Below are 23,613 nucleotides of genomic sequence, written 5' to 3' on the forward strand. Positions count from 1 at the left end.
CTTTTAGGATTTAAAATAATTTTTATTAAATAAAAATGAAAAAAAATATAATCTACGTTGTACTAATTGCTATTATCGCTGTAACAGCCTTAGTTCCTGGTGTAAAGGAAAAATTGCAGGACACTTTTTTCCCAATTGCAACCATTGAAAATGCCGTTCATGTTACAGATGAAGATTATGATGTGGAGCTTCAGGGGATCAACACTCCTAATGCCAATCTTAAAGATTTTAAAAATAAGGCAGTTTTCCTGAATTTCTGGGGAACATGGTGCCCGCCCTGCAGAAAAGAATGGCCTTCTATCCAGAAGCTGTATGATACCAGAAAAGATCATGTAGATTTTGTCTTAATTGCAATGAATGATCAGGAAGATGCCGTAAGAAAATTTTTAAAGGAAAATAATTATAATGTTCCCGTTTATATTGCCCAAAGCCCGATTTCTGAGAAAATTCTTCCTAAAGTATTTCCAACCACCTACCTTTTGGATAAGGATGGAAGAATTATCATAAAAGAAGATGCTTCAAGAGATTGGAATACAGAATCTGTCCATCAGTTTATTGATAACATAATCAAATAGATTTAACGAATTTTATAATTTGTTGGTATGGATTTTGTGAAATTTATATTGTTGAAAAATTATATAAAACTAAGCACAAAATGAAGTATTCAAAATTAAATCTGGCAAAAGAAGCTATCGCTCATAAAGGTTTTGTAAAGAAAATCCCCGATATTTTCCGAATGGTAAAGATGTGGAGAAAAGGCAGCTATCCTATCAAATCAATGGATATTATTTTACCATTGCTTGGGTTAGTTTATGTGATCTCTCCTATTGATTTGCTGCCGGAAGTTGCAGTACCTGTTATTGGAGTTTTGGATGATCTTGCGATTCTTTCACTTGCCATCCCGAAATTAATCCGGGAAGTCGATAAATTCCTGATGTGGGAAGCGGAACAAGAATATAATTCCGGCACGAAAGTTATTGATGCCGAAATCATAAAGTAAAAAAGCCATCTTTCGAGATGGTTTTTTTGTTATGGATGTGAATTTGCTTTAAATGATTTTATAATTTAACGCAACGATTTTCTTCTTAGCTCTTAAATCAATATTTTACAATAGAATCTTGCGTTAAAAAAAATTCCCGCTGATTTTGCTTATCAGGCAGATGTTTGTGTTCTTTGTGAAAGATATTTGTGAAATTTGTGTTTAAAAAAATCACAATTGACTTCCGAAGCAAAATTCACAATTGACTTTTAACTTCATTTCCTTAAATTTGCAACATCTAATAAAAAATAATGGAAAGTAAAAAAGAATTCTTCTTAGAGTGCTACAAACTGGGAATCATCAAATTCGGAAGATTTACATTAAAAAGCGGCATTGAAAGTCCGTTTTATGTAGATTTAAGACCTTTGGCTTCAGACCCCAAAATTTTAAAAAATCTTGCTAATTATTTATTGGAAATGCTTCCGTTAGATAATTTTGATCTGATCTGCGGGGTTCCTTACGCTGCGCTTCCTATGGCAACAGCAATGTCTCTCGAAAGCTACATTCCATTAATTATTAAAAGAAAAGAGGCTAAAGAATACGGTACAAAAAAAATGATCGAAGGAATCTACCAGAAAGGGCAAAACTGTCTTTTAGTAGAAGACGTAATCACTTCCGGTAAATCTTTGATAGAAACCATTGCAGAAATTGAGCAGGAAGATCTTAAAGTAGCCGATATCGTAGTGGTTCTGGACAGAGAACAGGGCGGAAAACAGCTTCTCGAAAGCAAAGGATTCAGAGTACATACACTTTTCAATATTTCGGAGGTTTGCGAAATTCTTCAGGAAAATGGAGAATTAACGGATGATGAAGTTAAAAGAATTCAGGATTTTTTACAGGGAAACCATATTCAGTTTGAGGAAAAAACAAGATCTTCTTACGAACAAAAATTGGCTAATGCCCAACATTCCGTTTCTAAAAAATTATTGGAAACTGCTTTGACAAAGCAATCTAATCTTATAGCTTCTGCAGATGTTACTACCACTCAGGAATTATTAGATCTTGCAGAAAAAGTAGGGCCTCATGTCATTGCATTAAAAACGCATATCGATATTATTTCTGATTTTGAATACGAAAAAACAATTACTCCACTAAAGGCTTTGGCTGCAAAACACAACTTCTTATTAATGGAAGACAGAAAATTTGCAGATATCGGGAATACACAGGAGCTTCAGTTTACAAGCGGTGTATTTAAAATCACTGACTGGGCAGATTTTGTAACATCACAGGTTATCGGCGGTTTCGAATCGTTGGACTGCTTCAGAAATGTAGGTGTGGTAGCCATCATCGGAATGTCTTCCAAAGGCACTTTAACTACAAATAATTATAGAGAAGAAGCTTTAAAAGTGGCTTTATCTCACCCTAATGTAATAGGAGGAGTTTCCCAGAACCCGCTTCCTGAGGAAATGCTTCTTTTCACGCCGGGTGTAAATCTTGCAGATTCAGGAGACGGAAAAGGACAGCAATACAATACACCTGAACACGTTTTCAAAACACTTCATACAGATTTTATCATTGTAGGAAGAGGAATTTATAAAGCTGCAGACCCTGAAACGGCTGCCTCTACATACAAAAACGAGGGCTGGAATGCTTACTTGAGTTCTTTGGAAAAAAAAGTAATTCAAAGTTAAATTAAAATCACATGAAGTATAAACAAAATAAGTTATATTTGGCACTTTATCACAGATAATTGAAAAAGCTTAGTATCTATTTTATTTTGTTTTTGGGTGTTGTAGAAGTTTCTGCGCAGAAAGACAGCATTTATATTGAGGCCGGATTAGCTCCGGACAGAAAAACGCTGAACGTAAGTCAGGAAATGACGTATTACAACAATTCTGAAAAAGATCTCAGCACTATTAAGCTTCTAAACTGGGTCGCAGCCTACAACAGAAGAAATACTTCACTTGTTTACAGAAAACTGGAAGACAGGAATACCGATCTGCATTTTGCAAAAAAAGAAGAGCTTGGAAAGTTATTAAACTTACAGGTTAAAAGTTCGGATCAGGAAATCCCTGTCAGTAATATTTCTGATGAAAACTTTTTCCTCCCTTTACAACAGACCTTAAAGCCGGGAGAAAAGATTAAGCTTCAGCTGCAGTATCAGATTCAGCTTCCTGATAAAAAATTTACAGGATACGGAACTTCTGATAAAAATATAGCTTTAAAATATTTCTTTATTGTTCCGGATCGTTTTGATCCGGACAATATTTCTAAAAGAAATTACCACGATATCGAAGAATCTGTAAGCTTCAATACATTCTGGACCGTCAATTTTGATCTCCCTGTCAATTATTTTATTGAAAGTAATTTACCTGAGATTCAGATGAATTCTTTTAAAGGTTATCTTGATTCGGATCCTGAATTTTTGATTTCTCAAAATGAATATCCATCCATCAGGATCAATACTTCCGAGGTTAATACTGAAATTAAGTTCGGGTATAATTTATCTCCGGAAGAAAGACAGAATTTAGAGTTTTATCTTCCATTACATTTAAAATTTATTAAAGAAAGAACGGGTGTTATTCCGGAAACAATCTTTATATCTGATAAATTCAGGCAAAAAGAAGATTTTTTCGGGAATAATGATATCTCATTCTGGAAATTCAGATTCAAATTATTTACCGAAGCAGAAAAAACCGACCTTGATTATTTCGGGATTATTGCTAAAAAAGTGCTCGATCAAAGTATTATTACTGATAAACAGGATTATCACTGGTTTAAAAACGGTTTAAAATCTTATCTTGAAATTCAATATTTAAAGAAGTTTTATCCGGAAACAAAACTATTGGGAACCCTACCCGAAACAAAAATTTTCGGGGTTAAGCCGCTGAAGCTTTTCCACGCTTCCAAGGTAAAGCTGATTGAGCGATACGGGCTTGCGTACCAATACATCATGTCTCAAAACCTGGATCAGAAAATTGATGAAAAATACGCTGTATTGAGTAATTTCAATGATATGGCCATCAGCAGCTTCGAAACCGGAACATTATTTAATTATTCTGCCGATAAAATGGGTTATGAAAATTTCAATAGCCTTGTGCAGGATTTTATTGCAAAAAATAATGACAAGCAGGCAGATCCAAGGGATTTCATTAAAGAACTTGCAGAAAAAGATAAAAGAACAGATTATCTGGCCGATTTTTTAAAGCATAAAAACAGAGTCAATTTTAAGCTGAAGAGGTTTAAAAAAGAAGGCGATTCTTTAAATATCAAAATCAATAAAAATACTTTAGCCAATATTCCCGTAAAGCTTCAGGCTGAAACAAAAGATGGTGAGAAAAGAGAATATTGGGTGGACACCAATGAAAATGAAAAGACAAAAACATTTTCAATTCCGGCGTTAGATATTAATAAAATTACATTAAATGATGATTATATCTTCCCGGAATCCAACTACAGAGATAATTTCCTGTATGCTAAAGGCTTTTTCTCAAACACAAAAAAAATTAAATTAAAACTGATCAAAGACATTCCGAATCCGGAATTTAACGAAATCTACGTAAGCCCGAGAGTGCGCTTTAATAATACGTACGATAAATTTTTGATTGGAGTCAATTTAAAAAACCAGTCATTCTTTGACCAGAAATTTTTATATTCACTTACACCTACTTACAGTACAGGAACTGGAAAACTGACAGGTTCAGGAGCAGTCACCTACTCCATTTTGCCGCCTGAAAGCATCATCCGAAGCCTTACTTTTGGAGTATCTGGCTCGTATTTTCATTATGATTATGATCTTGCGTACAGAAAAGCTTCCGTTTATTCCAATTTAAATTTCAGGAAAAATCCAAGAAGCACCGTTGGCAGAAGCATCGGGGTTTCGTATAACTATTTTGAAAGAGATTTAAGCCCGGAAATGATCGCTAAGAATGATTATGACAAATATAATCTCTGGAGCATCGGTTACGGATACGTGGATAATCAGATGATTCACGAAAAAAGTCTCGGCGTAAGTACGCAATGGATGGAAGATTTCAATAAAGTAACAGCCGAAGGTTTCTACCGCTGGGAATTTGCACCAAGACAAAAGCTTAGTGTCCGTTTATTTGCAGGATATTTTATAAGAAACAAAACCCGGAATAATATTTTCAATTATGGAATCTCAAGGGTTTCAGATTATTCTTTTTCTTATAATCTTTTGGGGCAGAGTGCTACAAGCGGGATTTTGTCCCAGCAGTACATTCAGGCAGACGGAGGTTTCAAATCCTTTCTTCCGGGAACGGTCAATAAATGGATTACTTCTGTAAATGTGGATACAAGCGTGTGGAAAATTTTCCATGTTTATGCGGATGCGGGAGTTTACCAGAATAAGAATCAGCCGGCTAAATTCATTTGGGACAGTGGCGTAAAAGTGCGTGTAATCCCGGATTTCCTGGAGATTTATTTTCCCATTCAGTCTTCCCTTGGCTTCGAGCCCGGCTTTAAAGATTATGCAAAACGAATCAGATACACCCTGGTTCTTAATTTAAGTACGATTATTAATGCTGCAAGAAGAGGCTGGTATTAAAAAACAGCTGCACTTTACTTACAACTGCCTTTTAAACTTATATGTAATTTTGGCTAGATTTCTTTAATCTTTTAAAATTTTCTGTGAAACAGGTTCATTATTTATGGTTCCTGTCACGATATAATTTCCTTTTGGTAAATCTGCGACATCAAGCCTGTAAGCGGATTTTGTAGGAGCCTCTTTTACAACCTGTCCAAGCGTATCAAAGACTTTCACTTCTCTTACTTCGCCACCGAAGACAATCTCGTTATCTTTCACAAAGGCATTTTCTATAAATCTGAATTTTGAATAATTAAAATCAACATCAGAAATAGCTAAAGTTCCGCCTGTGGAATTAATTGGATTAGCAACGCCTACTGTAAAATCCACTGTATTATCATTGGTATCACCGGAAACTCTTTTGATTGCAGTAGTTGTAGTAGGTGATGGAGCCGGTCCGCCGCCTTCATATTGAGTCGCGCTTGAGCCGTATCCTACAAAATCCAAGACATTCGTGCTGGTAGGCCCGGTAACCTGAACTGCATTATTTGCCAGTACAATTTTCCCTGAAGTCACTGCAATCCCTATTCCTACAGATGGATTTGGGCTTCCGTCAAAATTAATGACCGTACTCGCAATAAAATCCGGTGTGGGAAGGTTAACAGTTCCACCGCCGCCAGTTGCTTCCTGAATAAGATAAGATTGACCTGGATTCAGAGTGATATTCGGAAGTGTGTGATATTGGGTAAATGTTGCTGCGGCCGGAGCGTACTGTATAGTTGCACCTGAAAGGGATGCCGGGGCTGATCCAATGTTTTTCAAAACGATATAATCATTTTTCAATGTAGATCCGGAATTTCCGCCTCCACCGTAAATTTCATTGATAACAATCTGTGCATTGAGAAATGCAGTCATCGAAACGAATCCGACAAGAGTAAAAATCTTTTTCATGATAATTAATATTTTGCGTGTGATACTTTTTAAAATGCAAAAAAGATACCACATGAAAAAATTATTATTAATAAATCATTGAATTTTACTTAATTATATTTACAAAAAAAGATTTTAACCGAAATACTTTAAACGATCTAAATAAACTATATTAATTTAAATAAAAAACAGCTGCTCCAAATGAAGCAGCTGTCTATAGATTGAAATCTTTTAAGATTAGTCTTTAAGAATTTTTTGAGAAACCGGCTGATTATTAACAGTACCAGTTACAATATAATTTCCTTTTGCCAGCTCAGCAACGTTCACCGATCCGTTTTCTTTTACAGAAGCAGTTTTTACCACCTGTCCGAACATATTGTAGATTTTCACATCTTTAGCTTCAGCTCCGAAAGTAATTTCTTCATTTTTTACGAAAGTATTCTTTACGAAATTGTTTTTTGATTTTGATAAATCTGAAACAGCTAAGGTAGTACTTGCAGACACAACAATATCATCAATAAAGAATCTGTTGTTAGCCGCGGTACTTCCTTCAAAAGTAAGAGTTACAGCACCCGTAGCACCCGTAATGTTTACTGTATAAGATCCAAAAGCTCCTTTAGTTAAAGTTACACTAGGTACACTCAATGTAGCTCCTGTTGCAGAAACATTCAATGTAGTAAGTTCATTTGCTCCATTCCAGGCACCAGCTCTGAACGTTAAAGTTCCGTTACCTGTTAAATTAATAGTAGGTGTGGTTACAGTACCTTTTAATGAACTAGTTCCTACTTTAAGGCATTGGTTTCCTTTATAAACTTTAGCAAAAGTCCATGCACCACCTGTTGTATAAGATGTACTTCCGTCTGTAAATCCAGAACCGGCAACACTTCCACTCCAGCTACCATCGTTACCACCTGTACCTGTTACATCATCAAATGTTGCACTAAAAACTGTTTGTGCAAAAAAACTTGAAGCCACCACTACAGTAGCAAATAGAGAATAAATTTTTTTCATGACTTAAAAATTTAATTATTAATAATTTACGACACAAAATTAAAGCAAATTTTCAAAATTAGACAATAATTGAATTAATTTTTTGTTAATAATGCTAAAACCCTTCTTATTAACATTTTTTAATTATTTTTACCAATTATTTTAAGAGACTTGCGAAATTATTTTCTTGTATTCGTGTTGGTTTTCATGGGCTTATTTTCGGGTAATGCTCAGATTTTCACATGGAAAAATCCCAACCTTCCGCAGGATAGCATTCGTCAGGACAGCATCAAACAAGACAGTATTCTTGCCGCTAAATTTGAGCAGGATATTTTCGCAAAAGACACCCTTGATTTTGTAAAAACCAGCAACAGAATTATTGTAGATGAAGCCGTTCTTGCCAGAAATGATAAAAAAAGATTTTTAGGAGAATTAAATTCAAAAGGTTCCATTATTCGTGGGATTACTTTTGGTAATAATCAGGGGCAGTCTGTACAGAGTTCAATGGATTTGCAGATTTCCGGAAGGCTTTCAAAAGATGTTACCATTTTAGCCAGTATTTCAGATCATAATTTACCCATTCAGGCAGACGGATATACACAAACCCTTGAAGAGTTTGACAAAATCTACATGCAGCTTAATATTAAGGATAAATCCATTTTAAGAGCCGGGCATCTGGATCTGGTAGAAGCTAAAAATTATTTCGCAAAATACCAGCGCCGAAGTATGGGGCTTCAGTTTCAGACAGAATTTGGAAAAGAAAATAAAACTTTTGTAGATGTCTCAATGGGCGTTGCTCGAAGTGAGTTCCACAGAATCCGTTTTCAGGGGGTGGAAGGCAACCAGGGACCCTACCGACTGACAGGTAAAAACGGCGAGCAGTTCATTACATTGATTTCCGGCTCTGAACAGGTTTTTATTGATGGTATTTTAATGAAACGTGGAGAAAACCAGGATTATATTATTAATTATAATACCGGGGAAGTTACATTCACCAGTTTCCGACCGATTTTTCAGCAAAATTTCATCACGATATCATATAATTATACCAATAGAAATTATTCAAGATATTTATTCACCGGTAAAGTGGAGCACAAAAGGGAAAAGCTGAGGCTCGGATTAAACTGGTTCATGGAAAATGATAATAAAAATGCACCACTTTCCTTAAATCTTTCCTCAGAAGATCAACAGATTCTGGCTGAAGCCGGCAACAATCCGAATTTAATGTACGCCCCGTCCGGAGTGATAACGGATTATGATGTCAATAAAATCCTTTACCGTCTCGTTCAGGGCCCGAATGGAAATTATTATGAATTTTCAACGGATCAGACACAGACACTTTATACGGTTTCCTACACTTATTTCGGGGCTAATCTTGGAGATTATAAGATTACACAAACCACTAATAACGGTCGTGTTTTCGAATATGTAGGGCCAAACCAGGGAGATTACAGAGCGGTAAGAAAACTTCCTTCACCGGAGAAATCCCAAGTATATTCCTTAAATTCTGAATATCTTTTGAAAGATGGAAAAATCGGGGCAGATGTTTCTTTAAGCAATTATGATGTGAATTTGTTCTCTTCAAGAGATTCCAATCAAAATATTGGATACGCATGGAGGATTTTTGGTAACAAAACATTTACAAAAAACAACTGGAAAGGTACCCCGAATTTTGAATATCAATACATCGACAGGCAGTTCCATATTCTGGACCGAATCAATGATGTGGAATTCTCAAGAGATTTCAACCTTGCTCAGGAATTCAGTGGAAGAACACAAAACAGGTTTATTTTCAGTTTTTTAAATAAATGGAATAATAAATCAACCTTAAATTACAGGGTCAACTATCTTGATGAGCAGTATACCTACAAAGGAATTAAAAATGATCTGGATTTTGGCTGGATCAAAGGAAAATTTTTCACTAAAGGAGCTTTATCTTATTTAAATACAAATGCTATTCTTCAGGATACGAAATTCATCCGTGGAGGCGTTTCTACGGAATATACCGGTAAAAAAGGAAGCTGGGCCGTTGGTGCCAGTATGGAGCACAATGAGAAAAAATACAATGACACCCAATTAATGGATGTCACCAGCTTCAGCTGGAAAGAAGTTTTCGTTCAGAAGAAAATCGGCGACAGTACAAGAACAAAACTACTTGCAAAAGTATACATGCGTGATAACGATTCCGTACGTGACAACAGGCTGCAAAGCATGAACAACATTCTCGGATTCATGGCGGAAAGCCAGATTATTAAAACTGAAAAAACCACTTTAAACGCCTTGCTTCACTACAGGAAATTCTTTTACCAGAATCAGGATATTGATGTTTCCAGAAACAATGATTTTGTAGTCGGAAATATTTTGTATAACCAACAGCTTTTCAGGAACGGGATGCGCCTTCAGGCATTTTACGAGCTCGGAAACGGGCAGGAAGCACAAAGGGAATTCCAATATATCAAAGTGACAGACGGACAGGGTATTTACAAATGGACAGATTACAACGGAGACGGCATTCAGCAGCTTGATGAATTTGAAATTGCAGAATACTCGGATCTGGCGCAGTATATCAGGATTTATACGAATTCTGTACGATATATTCCATCCAATAAGAACAAAATTCAGCTTGCTTTATTTGTGAATCCTTCGATTGTATTTAATTCTGAAAATAAATTTTTAAAGCGCTGGAATTTCAATATTTCATTAAATTCTCAGAATTCCTTTTATAAAAAAGACAAAGTTTTGGTATTAAATCCATTTGAAAAAAATGAAGACCAGATTCTCAAAAACCAGAATATTTTAGCATCCGTACAGTTCAGTCCGACAGAAAAATCCGGCTGGAACGGTAATTATCGTTTTATTTCAAATGATAATTTAATCAATGCTAATTTCAGTAATGAAGAGCGTCAGCAGACTTCCCATTTTTTAAATATCGGATATTGGTTTAATAAAGAATTCCGGGTGGATTGGGAAAACTCCGTTCATGATATTCAGAATTCATCGCAATTATTTGCCACCAGAGATTTCAGATTAAATAATTTTGAAACCAAACCAAAAGCTACCTATAAATTTACAGATGCAATCCAAGCTGAGCTTTCTTCGGCTTACCGTGAGAAGCAGAGAGTAGATGGTGAGGAACTTTTAAAGGCGTTTGACATTACGGGAACCATTCAGTGGGAACGTAAAAAAACCTCTATCAGAGGAAACTTCTCATTTATAAATAATGATTTTACAGGAAACAATTTCAGTATTGTCGGGAACCAGATGCTTGACGGCCTAAAACCCGGAAAAAATCAGGTTTGGAGCGTATTTATTCAGCAGGCTATTAATTCATTCCTTCAGCTCAACTTAAATTACGAAGGAAGAAATTCCGGAGACCGAACCATCCATATCGGAAGTATGCAGGTGAAAGCGAGCTTTTAGGGCTTCAGCGTTTGAAAGAGAGGGGGTTTTAAGATTTTAGAATTCCTTGAAACCCTTTGATCCCAACCCATTTACTCTAAACTCTATAACTTTCAACCCTCAATTTATTCCCCATTACATTAATAGATATTATCATATTTTTAAAAGTTTTAAATTTTGTAAATTTGCACCATGATAAAAATAGGCAACATAGAACTGCCGGAATTTCCGCTTTTACTTGCACCGATGGAGGATGTAAGCGATCCGCCTTTCAGAAGGCTTTGCAAAATGCATGGCGCAGATTTGATGTACTCGGAATTTATTTCTTCAGAAGGGCTTATTCGTGATGCGATCAAGAGCAGAAAAAAGCTGGATATTTTTGATTATGAAAGACCAGTAGGAATCCAGATTTTTGGTGGAGACGAAGAAGCTATGGCTATGTCTGCAAGAATTGTGGAAACGGTAAACCCTGACCTTGTTGATATTAATTTTGGATGTCCAGTAAAAAAAGTAGTTTGTAAAGGTGCCGGTGCCGGTGTCTTAAAAGATATTGACCTGATGGTTCGCCTTACAAAAGCCGTAGTAAGGTCTACAAGCCTGCCGGTAACTGTGAAAACCCGTTTAGGCTGGGACAGCACTTCCATTAATATAGATGAAGTGGCTGAACGTCTTCAGGAAACAGGCATCAAAGCGTTGACAATCCACGCCAGAACACGTGCACAAATGTATAAAGGTGAAGCAGACTGGGAACATATTTCAAGAATTAAACAAAATCCGAATATCGAAATACCTATTTTTGGGAATGGTGATATTGATTCTCCTGAAAAAGCTTTGGAATACAAACAAAAATACGCCTGTGACGGAATCATGATTGGTCGTGCAGCCATTGGCTACCCATGGATTTTTAATGAAATCAAACATTTCTTTAAGACCGGAGAGCATCTTCCTGCCCCAACTATTGATGACAGGTTACTTGCCGTTCGCCAGCATGCAGAGTGGAGCGCAGAATGGAAAGGTGAAAAGCTGGGGCTGATTGAGATGAGACAGCATTACAGCAATTATTTCAGAGGAGTTCCTCATTTTAAAGATTTCAGAAAGAAGTTTCTAGAAGTTTTCACTTTAGAAGAAATGGATGCTTTGATTAAAGAAACCCAAGAGTTTTATACAGAATATTTAGCTCAGCAGGTATAAATAAAAAACCCATCAAATTATTGATGGGTTCTCTTTTGCATTATCATTAATAAATGATTATTTTTTAATATCCTTCTGATGAAGCAGACTGATTTTTAATTAAAGCCAATGCTGAAGAAGTTCCTATTCTTTTTACGCCCATACTGATCATTTTTTCGGCATCTTCTGGAGTTCTTACGCCCCCTGCTGCTTTCACAGGAAGTTTTCCGGCATTGTCCAGCATTATTTTTATGCCTTCAAATGTTGCTCCGTTAGGCTTTCCTCCGGTAGTTTCATAAAAGCCTGTTGAAGATTTTACAAAAATTTTCGATAGATCGTTTTCAGAAAAATTTTCTTCTGCCCAATTGGAAATATTTTTAGTAAGATCAGCAATCTGTTCATCATGTAAAGCCGCAATTTCGATAATCCATTTCGCAGTTTTATTATGCTGCATGCACAACTTTGTGCATTTTACAAATTCTTCTTTTACTAAATCCAGATCTCCTTTCAGGTAAGCATTATAATTAATGACAAAATCTAATTCATCCGCCCCGTCGTCAATTGCTTTTGAGGCTTCTGCAATTTTTTCATCAATGGAATACGGTCCTTCATGAAAACCAATTACAGTTCCTACCACAACATTTGAATTCTTTTCTTTAACAAATTGTTTGATTTCAGATACATAATCCGGGCGGATCATTACGGCAAAAATTCCGTTATCTATCGCTTCCTGGGTAAGATCTTTGTCTTTTTTTAAAGTTTCTTCATCTGACAGCCCCGATTGTGCGGGCGTTTTCAAATAAGTGGAATCCAAATATTGAGCAATGTTCATGATCTGTTATACTTTCAATTGTCTGTAAATACCTTGCTCCAAAGATATGAAAGTTTCTGTTCTTGTAACGCCTTTTAGTTTCTGAAGTTTGCTAAGAATCTGCATTAGATGGTCATTATCTTTACAAAGAACTTTTAAGAAAATTGTATAATTTCCGGTGGTGTAATGAGCTTCCACTACTTCATTGATATCTTTTAAAGATTTTACCACATCAGGATAATGACTTGGCTGATCCAAAAATACGCCAATGTATGAAATCACCTTGTATCCGATTTTCTTAGGATTTAAGAATGAAATTGAGTTTTCAATAACTCCGGCATGCTCCAGCTTTTTAATTCTCTGGTGAACGGCAGTTGTTGAAATTCCAACATTTTTCGAAATGTGAGCTAATGATGTTTTAGCGTTATCCATCAACATATAGATGATTTCTTTGTCGATTGAATCTAAATGGTAGTTTGTGTTGCTTGAATTTTTCATTTTCTACTTTTTTTTATTATTTATGTTTTTACTAATGTTTTTTTTATAAATCTTTGAGCTTTACAAAAACCGGATAATGATCGCTGTAACCTCCCAAATACCTGGTGCCTGCATACGTTCGGAAGGGTCTGCCTTCAAATTTCCTGTCCCGGCTGCTGAGCTTTTCAGAATTGAATATTTTCGCTTCCTGAAATGACAGAGCAGAATTACCATTGAAGAAAGACTTCGATAATATGATCTGGTCATACAGCAGTCCAGATTTATAATGAAAAGTAGAATAATTTCTTGTGGAAAACAACTGCTGGAAGGGGTTTTCTAAAACCTTCGTGTGCACGTTGTCATAGAGAATTTTTACTAAATTTTCATCATCTGGGTTTTCGTTAAAATCACCACACAAGATTACATGTTCTTTCTCTTCATTGACAATATTCAGAATCCGCCCCCGGATCTCGTTCAGTATAAAGGCTCTTTTTGGCTTATTAATGTCTTTTTCTCGCTTGGAGGGAAGATGGGCGATAAAAACATTAATACTCTCTCCTTTATATTTCACTTTTGAATAAAGTACATCCCTAGTTGTGTCGTAGTTTTCTGTGTTTTTGTTTATAATCTCAAAGAAGAATGTAATAGTTTGTGAATCTATTACCTCTACTTTACTTTTATCAAATAATAATGCTACATCTACCTTTCTTTCGTCCATGGAATTGTAGTGGATGATTCCATATCCTGAATTAAAAGGTTCTTTCTGCACAAGATCTTCCAAGACTTTCCTTCCGGAAACTTCTGACAGACCTATCATAAACGGCAATACGCCATTTTCCTCCTTCATCAGCTGAAAGGCATGTGATATTTTAAAGAGCTTGTTCTGATATTTTCTCTGATCCCAATTTCTCAGCCCTGATATTGTAGGGTCTGACTTATGTTTTGGCATTGGATCCGGTAAAAATAAATTTTCAACGTTGTAAAAACTGAACAGCTCCATCAACACGCTTTTCTTGTTTAATCAAAATTTACATCTTAATTCTGGTGTAAATTTATTATTTTTTTTTATATATCCTCAATTTTTTTGTAAAATTTTCACATTAATTTTGAGATATAAAATTTAGTTTAAACTAAAAACAACAATAAAAATACTTTATTTGGTTAAAAAAATTAATAACTTTTACGTATCAGTCGTTAATATTAATTAAAAAAAATCCGTAAAAACAATCTTCAACAGTATAAAAATTAATTTTATTATTCTAAAGTTAATTTAATTTTAACCATAAATTAAATAATAGCAATTTTCATTCCATTTTTAATTTAAATAAATAAAAAGTGAAAAAAAAAAACGCTTAACTGATAAAAAAAGCAACTAATTTCCTAATAAATCAGGACGTTTCTCTTTGGTAATTCTCACCGCTTCATCATGGCGCCATTCTTCAATCTTACCAAAGTTGCCGCTTAAAAGTATTTTTGGAACTTCCAGTCCCTTGTAAACTTCCGGTCTTGTATAGATGGGTGGCGAAAGAAGATCATCCTGAAAACTATCAGTCAATGCACTTTGCTCATCATTCAGAACACCCGGAAGCAGGCGGATAACAGAATCTGCAAGCACACAGGCCGCAAGCTCACCACCGGTAAGTACATAATCACCAATAGAAATTTCTTTAGTGATATGAAGATCCCTAACACGCTGGTCTATTCCTTTATAATGACCACATAAGAAAATCAGATTATTTTTAATGGATAATGTATTTGCAATTTTCTGATTTAATGTAATTCCGTCCGGTGTAAGGTAAATAACCTCATCATACTCCCTCTGAGATTTCAGTTCCGAGATGCATTTATCCAGAGGCTCCACCATCATTACCATTCCAGCACCGCCGCCGTAAGGTTCATCATCAATCTGCCTGTGTTTATTGACAGCCCAGTCTCTCAGATGATGAAAATGCACTTCTGCCAGTCCTTTATCCACTGCCCTTTTCAAAATAGAAGTTCTGAACGGGCTTTCCATCAGCTCCGGAAGTACGCTTATAATATCAATTCTCATTGTAATGTTTCGTTTTTCTTATTCGGCAAAATTATTAATCTTAAGGAAGAATCTTTGTTAAAATAGCTCCACATCCAGTTGAAGAACACGGCAAGCTTATTTCTTACACTCAGAATGAGCATTAAGTGCAAAAACATCCAAAAATACCAGGCAAATAATCCCTGAAATTTTATAAACGGTAAATCCACTACTGCCCTGTGCTTCCCGATGGTTGCCAGTGATCCTTTATCATCGTATTCATATTCCTCCCATTCGCTTGTGCTTTTTTTCAAAAGATTTTTGCCTAAATTCTTTGCCTGATTAATTGCTACATTGGCAACCTGCGGGTGTCCCTGCGGGTATTTAGGGGTTTCCATATAAGAGATATCACCAATTGCAAAAATATTGCTGTAGCCTTTTACTTTATTATATCGGTCAACGATATACCTGTTTTTTACCAGATTTTCCGCCGGAAATCCTTCCACTACGTTACCTGTAACTCCGGCTGCCCAGATTACATTATTAGAAGGAATTGTTTTTCCGCTTTTCATGAAAACTTTATCACCATCATAATCCGTAACATATTCCTGGCTTAGAAAAGTAACTCCTAAATCTTTCAGATATTTTTCAGATTTTTCCTGAGCTTCAGGACTCATTACCGCCAACGGCTTCTCTGTAGAGCTTACCAGAATAATCTGAAGATGATCAAAATTCATATAAGGATAATCTCTGGGAAGAATTTCTTTTTTCATCTCTGCAAAAGCACCGGCCAGTTCTACACCAGTCGGTCCGCTTCCTACGATTACGATATTCCAGTTTCCGTCATCACTACGCCTTTTCTCGATGATTAATTTTTCGAAAGTCATTAAAACATGGTTCCTGATGCTTATGGCTTCCTGGGTATTTTTCATTCCGAAAGCTTTGCCTTCAAGATCTTTGTTTCCGAAAAAATTGGTTTTGCATCCGGTAGCGATCACCAGCTTATCATAGCTGAAGTCTGCTTCTTCAGTAATTACCTTATTATTAATAGTATCAATCTGTTTAACCTCGGTAAGACGAAACTGTGTGTTTCTGGAACGCTGAAAAATTTTTCTGAAAGGAAAAGAAATATTGGATGGTTCTATCCTTCCACACGCCACCTGATAGAAAAGAGGCTGAAACATGTGATGGTTTACCCTATCCAGAACAATTACTTTTTTGTTCTTATTATTCAATGTTTTCGCAAGCTGCAGCCCCGCAAAACCTCCTCCTATGATGATGATCTTTTCGCGTGTTTCCATAGTACACAAATTTACTGATTTTATTTAGCATTTAGCAGTGAAAAAAGTTAGTTTTGCAAAACTTTATGACACAAAAAAAGTACAGCAAAAAGACCGCCAAAAAGATACACCAAAACCGTCGGAAGCATTATTTTTTCCGTCGGAAAATCCTGTTGGCTATTTTAATTATTGCATTGATAGGGACAGGTTTTTACCTGAAACAATCGGTAAGCTACTATTATGCTATGTACTTTAATAAATTCAAACATAAAAAGCTTCACAATACCGAAATTGAAGCATTAAGAATTCAGAAAATCCTTTCTGATAATCTTGATAAAACCTATGGTTTCGACATTTCTCATTACCAAAACCGGGAAGATATAAGCTGGGACAGCCTGAGCATCGGTAATAAAACCATTCCGCTGGAATTTGTGGTGATGCGTGCAACGATGGGCAACAGAAGTGCCGATAAGCATTTTGATGAGTTTTGGGAACAGGCAAAAAAACACAATCTGATCCGTGGAGCGTATCACTTTTACAGGGCGGATGAAGATCCTGTGGTACAGGCCAATAATTTCCTGGAAAATGTAAAGCTGGAGAGCGGTGACCTTCCGCCAATTCTTGATATTGAAAAGATACCAAAACGAAAAACCAACAAAAAACTAATTGAAGACTTAAAGGTCTGGTGCAAAATCGTGGAAGAAACTTACGGTGAAAAACCAATCATTTACACCTATTATCATTATTATAAAGATTTCCTGAAAGGCGAGTTTGACGATTATCCGCTCTGGCTGGCCAATTACAACGATGTTCCTACCCCATCACCCGATGACAACTGGGATTTCTGGCAGTTTACAGAAAACGGAATCGTGCATGGGATTAATACAAAGGTTGATCTGGATATTTATAATGGAAGTTTATGGTCTTTGAAAAGATTGACTTTGGATTGATTTATTTTCTTCGTATTATAAATTTTTAATTAAGTTTTGGCTAAAGCCAATTTGTTTTTATATTCTTTTAAACGGGCTAAAGCCCGCTCCTATTGATGCAGGATATTGTGCAGTCTCTCGCTGATTTTGCTGATTACGCAGATGATTGGGTCTATTTTAGGATAAATCTTGTGCTTAATTTTGGAATATTTGTACAATTTTGTGAATCTGCGCTTTAAGGGTCATTTAAAAGGCTTTCTTTGGATCCATTCCGTTTTTGGGGAAAGTGACGGGAAAATATTTTTCATAAAAGGATTTACCATTAAATTATTATGCTTTATCAAACCAAATATCTCAACAGGCTCTGCACCAATGGTAGATTTTATTTCTAAAGCCGTTCTTCCGAAAATTATCCTGTTAAATTTATTATCAATGGAAAATTCTACCATATCCAAAAGCATATTCAGGTAAAGCTGTTTTTCCTTCTGAAGTTCTTTGTGATATCCTAAAAAGTAGGTGTCAATGTCTTTATTATTTAAAATTAAGGTGTAAAAACCAATTAGTTTTCCATTTAAAAAATAACCGAAAACTTTAAAATTTTCATCTAAATTTTCCTTCATACTTTCAAAATGATTTTCAGGAAGAAAAAAAGTATTGAACGGCGCGTTTTCGGCTACATTCTGATAAAGAAAATTCATTTCTTTCTGATGTATTTTTATGGCACTAAGACCCAGCTCGATGGTTTCCACTCCGATAAGCTTCTTGCGTGCTGCTTTGGCGCGTGTTCTGTATTTTGTTGAAAAATCATTTAAATAATCATTAAAGCAAGACCAATGATTTCTCAGCTTGAGAATCATTGTTGGCTGTACGGAAAACCTAAAGTAAGACTGATGTGTTTTATTCTGAAAAAAATTAACCAGGTTCTGCTGATAATCCTTATAAATAATCATGGACGTTTTCCGAATCTCTTTCTGCATTTTTAAGACGGCTTCATCTAAAAGGGGAACAATTTGATCAAGATTAATTTTCGAAGCATCAATATAAAATCCGTTCTGCCCGGTGAGCATATTATTTCCCAGGATCATAACATCTCTGCTGAATTGCTTCGCTGCAAGATTTTTTATACTGCACCAGACCTCATTTTTTTGAAAAGTAGCGTGCCGCTGAAAGCTGAGATATTGAAATAAAGCCCCGCCGACTAAAGTTTCCTCATGAAAAAATCCCATGAAAAAACATTCCATATTTTGTGGTTTTGCCGTTTCAAGAACCCGGAAATATTCTTTTGAGAGCATAATATTATGATCTCCAATTACATCGTTCCACTTTTCGGGAAGCGCAGAAGCTGTCTTATAAATTTTTAAACCAAACATAAAAAAAGGCCACGCAAATGTAGCCTTATCTTTTAGAAAATAGTACAATTATTTTTGTGTCACCCAATGAAATCCGTCTACAGCATACCAGCCACAGATAATACCTCCCATTATAGTAATGGTAAGCGTCCAGTAACCTGTATTGATCATGGTGTATTTCCAAGATTTCCTTTCAAACATGGAATTGATGGCGATCATAGGAAACACAAAGAAAATTCCCGCCATGAAAGAATGTAAAGCTCCGTGTCCAAAAGACCGGAAAGCCATTCCGTAATCTTTCATAAAAGCAGCGTAAGATGCTTTAGCGTTCATTTCGTCCCCTCCTACCATTCCCATTGCACCAAACTGGTGAATAGTGACCATCTGAAGGAAAAATGCCATCAATAAGGATAAAATAATAGAAAAAATAAAAACGCCCATCATCTGGCCTTTCATTTTATCTTTCGTAAGGCCGGCTTCCTGCATCCATACTGTGCCGAAAAGCTTCGGGTGATACCAGATAAATCCCGTTATTAAAGGAATAAGTGCGGCTACAAAAATAGCCCATAAGTTAATTTGCATCATAGTTTTAATTTTAAAATAAGCTTAATATAAAGCTACATTAAAAAACGATACAAAATACATTTAAATCAAAGATATTTGACATTTAACTAAAATATCACAAATAAAATGATATTTATAGGATAATATTTTAAAACAATCAATATTTAATTGTTATTTTAAAATATATAACCAAAAGCATTTTGAATAAAGCTCCATGACTTTTGGGGTTCTGTAATAGAAAAGTAAATCATTTGTAGTATTCCGGGTAAAAATTCCAATATCAGAGCAAAAACAGGAATCAAAAGATACATAATAACCGGAAATCTGAGCTTAAAAGAAAATTCTTTGATCATCGCTCTCCAGATCAATCTCATTCTTTCCCTTTCATGCCATAAAATAAGAAAGCACAGAATAAAATATCCGGTAAATCTCCTTGCAAAACCCATGGCCAGACCTTCAGGCATAAAGCTGACATCCATCAATATGATATTTGCCGCAATCGGAATAAAAAAGAAGACACCCAGAATAACGGTCCTGTGAAAGAGCAATAAAACTGCCGTAATGATCTGGAGAATACCTACCACGGAATTAAAAGGTTCATGATCAAATAAATACCACATCACCCGAAATAATGACAGATCTTTAATGGAAGTTGCCATCTCTTCCGGTGAAATACCGAACTGACCTACAAAGAGTTTACCAAAACCATAATTGAAAAAAGTAAAGGCCAATAAAAATCGTGAAACCAAAATAAAATATTCCCAATATTTTTCTTTCGGTACAGTGCGTAATTTAGTAATCATGATAATAGCTTTTTAGTATTTGTTTATTTAAAAGTTTTCTTGTTACATTTTCGTACTTTTGCGGCTCAATTTTAATTCAAATAAAACCAATTAAATTCCAATGAATTACGTTTCTGTCGAAAATCTTACCAAATCCTACGGCATCAAAGTATTGTTCGAAAATGTCTCTTTTCATGTCAATGAAGGTGACAAAATAGCCATTGTAGCCAAAAACGGAAGCGGAAAATCCACCCTTCTGAAGATCCTGATGGGAAAAGAAATTGCAGACAGCGGAACGGTAATCATCAATAAAGACATTCAGGTAGTTTTGTTTGACCAGGAGATTGATTTTGATTCGAATCTTACCATAGACGAGTTTATGATGACTCTGGATTCTGAACCGATCATGGCGCTGAAAAATTATCATAAATCTTTACATTCCACAGATAATGATTTCATTGAAAAAGCATTGGCAGAAATGGAAGTCCATAAAGCATGGGACCTGGAAAATGAAATGAAACAAATTCTCTCCCAGCTAAAAATCACCGATCTGGATGCCAGAATGGGAACACTTTCCGGAGGGCAGATCAAACGTGTTGCACTGGCCAAGCTTTTGACAGAAACAAGAGCAGAACACCGCCACACCTTATTGATTATGGATGAGCCTACCAACCACCTTGATGTGGAAATGGTAGAATGGCTGGAAAATTATTTGAGTAAAGCCAAAATCACCCTGCTGCTCGTAACCCACGACCGGTATTTTCTTGACAGTGTCTGCGATATCATCTGGGAAATGGAGGATAAAAACCTGTATGTACACAATGGTTCTTATGCAACTTACCTTGAGAATAAGATGATCCGGGAGGACAACCTTAATTCAACTATTGATAAAGCCAACAACCTCTACAGAAAGGAGCTGGAATGGATGCGAAGACAGCCGAAAGCCAGAACCACAAAATCAAAATCGAGGATTGATGCATTTTACGAAACGGAAAAAGTAGCTAAAACCGATACCCGAAAACAAGGCCTGGAACTTGATTTCGAAATGAAAAGACTCGGGAATAAAATCCTTGAGCTTAAAAATATTGACAAAAGCTTTGGAAGCAAAGTACTGCTGAAAGATTTCAGCTACCAGTTTCAGCGCGGTGAAAAAGTAGGAATTGTAGGAAAAAACGGCGCCGGAAAATCTACCCTCCTCAATATTATTCAGGGTTTTGAAAAGGCAGACAAAGGTGAAATAGAAACCGGAGAAACCATTCACTTCGGATATTTTTCGCAGAAAGGCCTTCAATATAAAGAAGATGAAAGAGTCATTGATTTTATTAAAGAAGTAGCGGAATATTATCCTTTAGCCAATGGAAAAAGCCTTTCTGCATCCCAGTTCTTGAGGTTATTTTTATTTGATGACCAAACGCAGTACTCTCCTATTTCAAAGCTTTCCGGTGGAGAAAAAAGAAGGCTGCATTTGATGTATATTTTATATCAAAACCCCAACTTCCTGATTTTCGATGAGCCTACGAATGACCTTGACCTGCCTACATTAACGGTTCTTGAAAACTTTCTGCAGCAGTTTCAGGGATCATTGATTATTGTTTCTCACGACCGTTATTTTATGGATCGAATTGTTGATCACATTCTGGCTTTTGAAGGGGAAGGTAAAATAAGAGATTTTGTAGGTAATTTCTCAGAATATCGTGAAGCGAAAAGCAAAGAAGAAGCTTTGGAAAAAACAGTTTCACAAAAACCCGAAGCCGTAAAAGAAGCACCGGCTTCTCCACAACTTCAACAAAATACAGGTAAAAAGAGAAAACTATCCTTTAAAGAACAAAGAGAGCTTGAAACCATAGAAAAAGAAATGCCGGAATTCGAAGCAGAACGGGAAAAAATCCTTGCTCAGCTTAATAACGAAGCGGATTATGAGAAAATATCAAAACTATCTGCTGATCTGGAAAATATTTCTGAAAAACTGGAAAACCATGAGATGAGATGGCTGGAATTGCAGGATATTCTTGGAGAAGGGTAATTAGGTTTTTGAGAGTTTGAGGATTTGAGTTTTAATATAAATAGCGCTTCGAGACCCTCAGCGTGACATTGCTAATATTAACTGTCATTTAACAGTCAATTTGTAGCGGTGTCACGCTGAGGCTCTCGAAGCGTTTTATTTAAATATAATTTTAACTTAAATAAATCACTTTTTCCTGCCCGGAGCTCTCCATCGCTTCATCAATGATTTTCATATTCTTGATAATCTCGCCCGCAGGTGATGGCAAAGCATATCCAAACACGATAAATTCATAAATCTGCTGATAATAATTCATATAATTTCCGGGTTCGCTGGAGGTAAGAATTCTTTCGGTTTGTTTGTTTTCGTTTAAAAAATTCAGGATTCCGTCAGGTTGCTGTAAAGGCTGCGTCCAGTCTTTCCCATATTCCGGAATAACTCCCGCAACCAATTCATTTTCCTGATTATCAGTTCTTTCCTGTAGAAAACTACCCTTTTCTCCATGCACGATATATGCATAATGCGCTTCTTTACTGAAAACAGAAGATTTTAATCTTACCCTTAATTCATTTTCATAAAATAAAATAATTTCAAAATAATCATTGGCAAATTCCTTTCCCTTCATTGAAAAAACATCTGCAAACAGTTTTTCCGGGAAACCGAAAAGCTGTACGGCCTGATCTACCAAATGTGCTCCAAGGTCATGGAGTGAACCGGAACCTGTTGCATCCGGATTCTCCTTATGGGCTTTACCGCTGGGCTCAGTCCGGAATCTGTCGAAACGGATTTCAACTTCCTTGATATTTCCGATTTTATTTTCATTAATGACTTTCTGAACCTGAAGATAATCTCTGTCGAACCTTCTGTTTTGATAAACACTTAAGAATAAACTTTTCTCATCAGCCAGCATTACCAGTTCTTCCGCTTCAGACACATTTACGGTAAAAGGTTTTTCCACGATTACATTTTTACCTGCTTCCAAAGCCATTTTTGCATATTCAAAATGAGTCTGAACAGGTGTATTAACTACCACAAGATCAATATCTGCATTTTGCAGCATTTCTTCTACCGAACGAAAAATTTTTGCATCGGGATATTTTTCTTTTGATTCCTCCCTGCTTCTTTCCACCACCGCTGACATAAAAAATCCCGGATGTTCCTTTAAAAAGGGAGCATGGAAGATTTTCCCGCTCATCCCAAATGCACAAAGTCCTACTTTTACCAATTGCATATTATTATTTTTAACAAATATATTTATAAATTTTTTACGCCAATTTCATTATTATTTTTATTTGTAAATACATTACAAATTTATTGAATGATAAAAATCATTGTTTTTATTTCGACTAATTCTAAATAAGAGATTACATTTGCGCCTGATTAAATACACTTCAATA

Annotated in this window: 19 protein-coding genes; 8 read left to right on the forward strand and 11 right to left on the reverse strand. The window is 35.8% G+C overall.

Annotated features, from left to right (window positions below; translation table 11 throughout):
- Window positions 1–35 precede the first annotated feature (35 nt).
- The 4 genes from H560_RS0115915 to H560_RS0115935 all read left to right on the forward strand — a co-directional run bounded on the left by H560_RS0115915 (window position 36) and on the right by H560_RS0115935 (window position 5,546).
- Window positions 36–575, forward strand: a complete 540-nt coding sequence (locus tag H560_RS0115915) for a TlpA family protein disulfide reductase (protein ID WP_185095858.1) — start codon at window positions 36–38, stop codon at window positions 573–575.
- A gap of 80 nt (window positions 576–655) precedes the next feature.
- Window positions 656–1,000, forward strand: coding sequence for a YkvA family protein (locus tag H560_RS0115920; RefSeq protein WP_027380946.1), 345 nt, complete (start codon window positions 656–658; stop codon window positions 998–1,000).
- A gap of 290 nt (window positions 1,001–1,290) precedes the next feature.
- Window positions 1,291–2,670 carry an orotidine-5'-phosphate decarboxylase gene (gene pyrF, locus H560_RS0115930; protein WP_027380947.1) on the forward strand — a complete coding sequence of 460 codons (1,380 nt, stop codon included), beginning with the start codon at window positions 1,291–1,293 and terminating at the stop codon, window positions 2,668–2,670.
- 59 nt (window positions 2,671–2,729) lie between these two features.
- The gene (locus H560_RS0115935; RefSeq protein ID WP_228372493.1) at window positions 2,730–5,546 is read left to right on the forward strand and encodes a gluzincin family metallopeptidase; all 2,817 of its coding nucleotides are present in this window, start codon (window positions 2,730–2,732) and stop codon (window positions 5,544–5,546) included.
- A gap of 63 nt (window positions 5,547–5,609) precedes the next feature.
- Here H560_RS0115935 and H560_RS0115940 read toward each other — a convergent pair whose 3' ends face one another.
- Window positions 5,610–6,476, reverse strand: a complete 867-nt coding sequence (locus H560_RS0115940) for a lamin tail domain-containing protein (RefSeq protein ID WP_027380949.1) — start codon at window positions 6,474–6,476, stop codon at window positions 5,610–5,612.
- Window positions 6,477–6,692: 216 nt separating this feature from the next.
- Entirely contained in the window at window positions 6,693–7,466 is a 774-nt protein-coding gene (locus H560_RS0115945; protein ID WP_027380950.1) for a T9SS type A sorting domain-containing protein, read from the reverse strand.
- Window positions 7,467–7,652: 186 nt separating this feature from the next.
- Here H560_RS0115945 and H560_RS0115950 point away from each other — a divergent pair, with 186 nt between their 5' ends.
- Window positions 7,653–10,865 (forward strand): hypothetical protein, encoded by a 3,213-nt coding sequence (locus H560_RS0115950; protein ID WP_034753059.1) that lies wholly within the window; start codon window positions 7,653–7,655, stop codon window positions 10,863–10,865.
- Between the two features lie 171 nt (window positions 10,866–11,036).
- Window positions 11,037–12,035, forward strand: a complete 999-nt coding sequence (gene dusB, locus H560_RS0115955) for a tRNA dihydrouridine synthase DusB (RefSeq protein WP_027380952.1) — start codon at window positions 11,037–11,039, stop codon at window positions 12,033–12,035.
- Between the two features lie 64 nt (window positions 12,036–12,099).
- Here the strand turns inward: dusB and deoC are convergent, their stop codons facing one another.
- The 5 genes from deoC to H560_RS0115980 form a co-directional block, all read right to left on the reverse strand.
- The gene (deoC, locus tag H560_RS0115960) at window positions 12,100–12,846 is read right to left on the reverse strand and encodes a deoxyribose-phosphate aldolase (protein ID WP_394330266.1); all 747 of its coding nucleotides are present in this window, start codon (window positions 12,844–12,846) and stop codon (window positions 12,100–12,102) included.
- Window positions 12,847–12,852: 6 nt separating this feature from the next.
- A complete protein-coding gene (locus tag H560_RS0115965; RefSeq protein ID WP_027380954.1) occupies window positions 12,853–13,323 on the reverse strand; it encodes an Lrp/AsnC ligand binding domain-containing protein in 471 nt (156 codons plus the stop codon).
- A 43-nt stretch (window positions 13,324–13,366) separates the two neighbouring features.
- Window positions 13,367–14,302 (reverse strand): endonuclease/exonuclease/phosphatase family protein, encoded by a 936-nt coding sequence (locus H560_RS0115970; protein WP_027380955.1) that lies wholly within the window; start codon window positions 14,300–14,302, stop codon window positions 13,367–13,369.
- A 372-nt stretch (window positions 14,303–14,674) separates the two neighbouring features.
- Window positions 14,675–15,352, reverse strand: coding sequence for a tRNA (guanosine(37)-N1)-methyltransferase TrmD (gene trmD / locus H560_RS0115975; protein ID WP_027380956.1), 678 nt, complete (start codon window positions 15,350–15,352; stop codon window positions 14,675–14,677).
- Window positions 15,349–16,611 (reverse strand): NAD(P)/FAD-dependent oxidoreductase, encoded by a 1,263-nt coding sequence (locus H560_RS0115980; RefSeq protein WP_027380957.1) that lies wholly within the window; start codon window positions 16,609–16,611, stop codon window positions 15,349–15,351. Before H560_RS0115980 ends, trmD begins: the two co-directional genes overlap by 4 nt.
- Before the next feature lie 65 nt (window positions 16,612–16,676).
- On the opposite strand from H560_RS0115980, the gene H560_RS0115985 reads away from it, so the two are divergent.
- The gene (locus H560_RS0115985) at window positions 16,677–17,540 is read left to right on the forward strand and encodes a glycoside hydrolase family 25 protein (protein WP_027380958.1); all 864 of its coding nucleotides are present in this window, start codon (window positions 16,677–16,679) and stop codon (window positions 17,538–17,540) included.
- Window positions 17,541–17,761: 221 nt separating this feature from the next.
- On the opposite strand, the gene H560_RS0115995 is transcribed toward H560_RS0115985, so the two are convergent.
- The 3 genes from H560_RS0115995 to H560_RS0116005 all read right to left on the reverse strand — a co-directional run bounded on the left by H560_RS0115995 (window position 17,762) and on the right by H560_RS0116005 (window position 20,235).
- Window positions 17,762–18,889 carry a hypothetical protein gene (locus tag H560_RS0115995; protein ID WP_027380959.1) on the reverse strand — a complete coding sequence of 376 codons (1,128 nt, stop codon included), beginning with the start codon at window positions 18,887–18,889 and terminating at the stop codon, window positions 17,762–17,764.
- A gap of 48 nt (window positions 18,890–18,937) precedes the next feature.
- A complete protein-coding gene (locus H560_RS0116000; protein ID WP_316929365.1) occupies window positions 18,938–19,453 on the reverse strand; it encodes a DUF1761 domain-containing protein in 516 nt (171 codons plus the stop codon).
- Window positions 19,454–19,608: 155 nt separating this feature from the next.
- Window positions 19,609–20,235 (reverse strand): hypothetical protein, encoded by a 627-nt coding sequence (locus H560_RS0116005; protein ID WP_027380961.1) that lies wholly within the window; start codon window positions 20,233–20,235, stop codon window positions 19,609–19,611.
- Between the two features lie 100 nt (window positions 20,236–20,335).
- Here H560_RS0116005 and H560_RS0116010 point away from each other — a divergent pair, with 100 nt between their 5' ends.
- Window positions 20,336–22,237 (forward strand): ABC-F family ATP-binding cassette domain-containing protein, encoded by a 1,902-nt coding sequence (locus H560_RS0116010; RefSeq protein WP_027380962.1) that lies wholly within the window; start codon window positions 20,336–20,338, stop codon window positions 22,235–22,237.
- A gap of 151 nt (window positions 22,238–22,388) precedes the next feature.
- On the opposite strand, the gene H560_RS0116015 is transcribed toward H560_RS0116010, so the two are convergent.
- The gene (locus H560_RS0116015; RefSeq protein WP_027380963.1) at window positions 22,389–23,447 is read right to left on the reverse strand and encodes a Gfo/Idh/MocA family oxidoreductase; all 1,059 of its coding nucleotides are present in this window, start codon (window positions 23,445–23,447) and stop codon (window positions 22,389–22,391) included.
- Window positions 23,448–23,613 lie beyond the last annotated feature (166 nt).

Source organism: Chryseobacterium daeguense DSM 19388, from assembly GCF_000430825.1.
In the GTDB taxonomy this organism is placed as follows: Bacteria; Bacteroidota; Bacteroidia; order Flavobacteriales; family Weeksellaceae; genus Chryseobacterium; species Chryseobacterium daeguense.

Bases quoted from the DNA above. Each gene is read 5' to 3' on its own strand.
- H560_RS0115915 (WP_185095858.1), top strand. From the start codon at position 36: ATGAAAAAAAATATAATCTACGTTGTACTAATTGCTATTATCGCTGTA.
- H560_RS0115920 (WP_027380946.1), top strand. From the start codon at position 656: ATGAAGTATTCAAAATTAAATCTGGCAAAAGAAGCTATCGCTCATAAA.
- pyrF (WP_027380947.1), top strand. From the start codon at position 1,291: ATGGAAAGTAAAAAAGAATTCTTCTTAGAGTGCTACAAACTGGGAATC.
- H560_RS0115940 (WP_027380949.1), bottom strand. From the start codon at position 6,476: ATGAAAAAGATTTTTACTCTTGTCGGATTCGTTTCGATGACTGCATTT.
- H560_RS0115945 (WP_027380950.1), bottom strand. From the start codon at position 7,466: ATGAAAAAAATTTATTCTCTATTTGCTACTGTAGTGGTGGCTTCAAGT.
- H560_RS0115950 (WP_034753059.1), top strand. From the start codon at position 7,653: ATGGGCTTATTTTCGGGTAATGCTCAGATTTTCACATGGAAAAATCCC.
- dusB (WP_027380952.1), top strand. From the start codon at position 11,037: ATGATAAAAATAGGCAACATAGAACTGCCGGAATTTCCGCTTTTACTT.
- deoC (WP_394330266.1), bottom strand. From the start codon at position 12,846: ATGAACATTGCTCAATATTTGGATTCCACTTATTTGAAAACGCCCGCA.
- H560_RS0115965 (WP_027380954.1), bottom strand. From the start codon at position 13,323: ATGAAAAATTCAAGCAACACAAACTACCATTTAGATTCAATCGACAAA.
- H560_RS0115970 (WP_027380955.1), bottom strand. From the start codon at position 14,302: ATGGAGCTGTTCAGTTTTTACAACGTTGAAAATTTATTTTTACCGGAT.
- trmD (WP_027380956.1), bottom strand. From the start codon at position 15,352: ATGAGAATTGATATTATAAGCGTACTTCCGGAGCTGATGGAAAGCCCG.
- H560_RS0115980 (WP_027380957.1), bottom strand. From the start codon at position 16,611: ATGGAAACACGCGAAAAGATCATCATCATAGGAGGAGGTTTTGCGGGG.
- H560_RS0115985 (WP_027380958.1), top strand. From the start codon at position 16,677: ATGACACAAAAAAAGTACAGCAAAAAGACCGCCAAAAAGATACACCAA.
- H560_RS0115995 (WP_027380959.1), bottom strand. From the start codon at position 18,889: ATGTTTGGTTTAAAAATTTATAAGACAGCTTCTGCGCTTCCCGAAAAG.
- H560_RS0116000 (WP_316929365.1), bottom strand. From the start codon at position 19,453: ATGATGCAAATTAACTTATGGGCTATTTTTGTAGCCGCACTTATTCCT.
- H560_RS0116005 (WP_027380961.1), bottom strand. From the start codon at position 20,235: ATGATTACTAAATTACGCACTGTACCGAAAGAAAAATATTGGGAATAT.
- H560_RS0116010 (WP_027380962.1), top strand. From the start codon at position 20,336: ATGAATTACGTTTCTGTCGAAAATCTTACCAAATCCTACGGCATCAAA.
- H560_RS0116015 (WP_027380963.1), bottom strand. From the start codon at position 23,447: ATGCAATTGGTAAAAGTAGGACTTTGTGCATTTGGGATGAGCGGGAAA.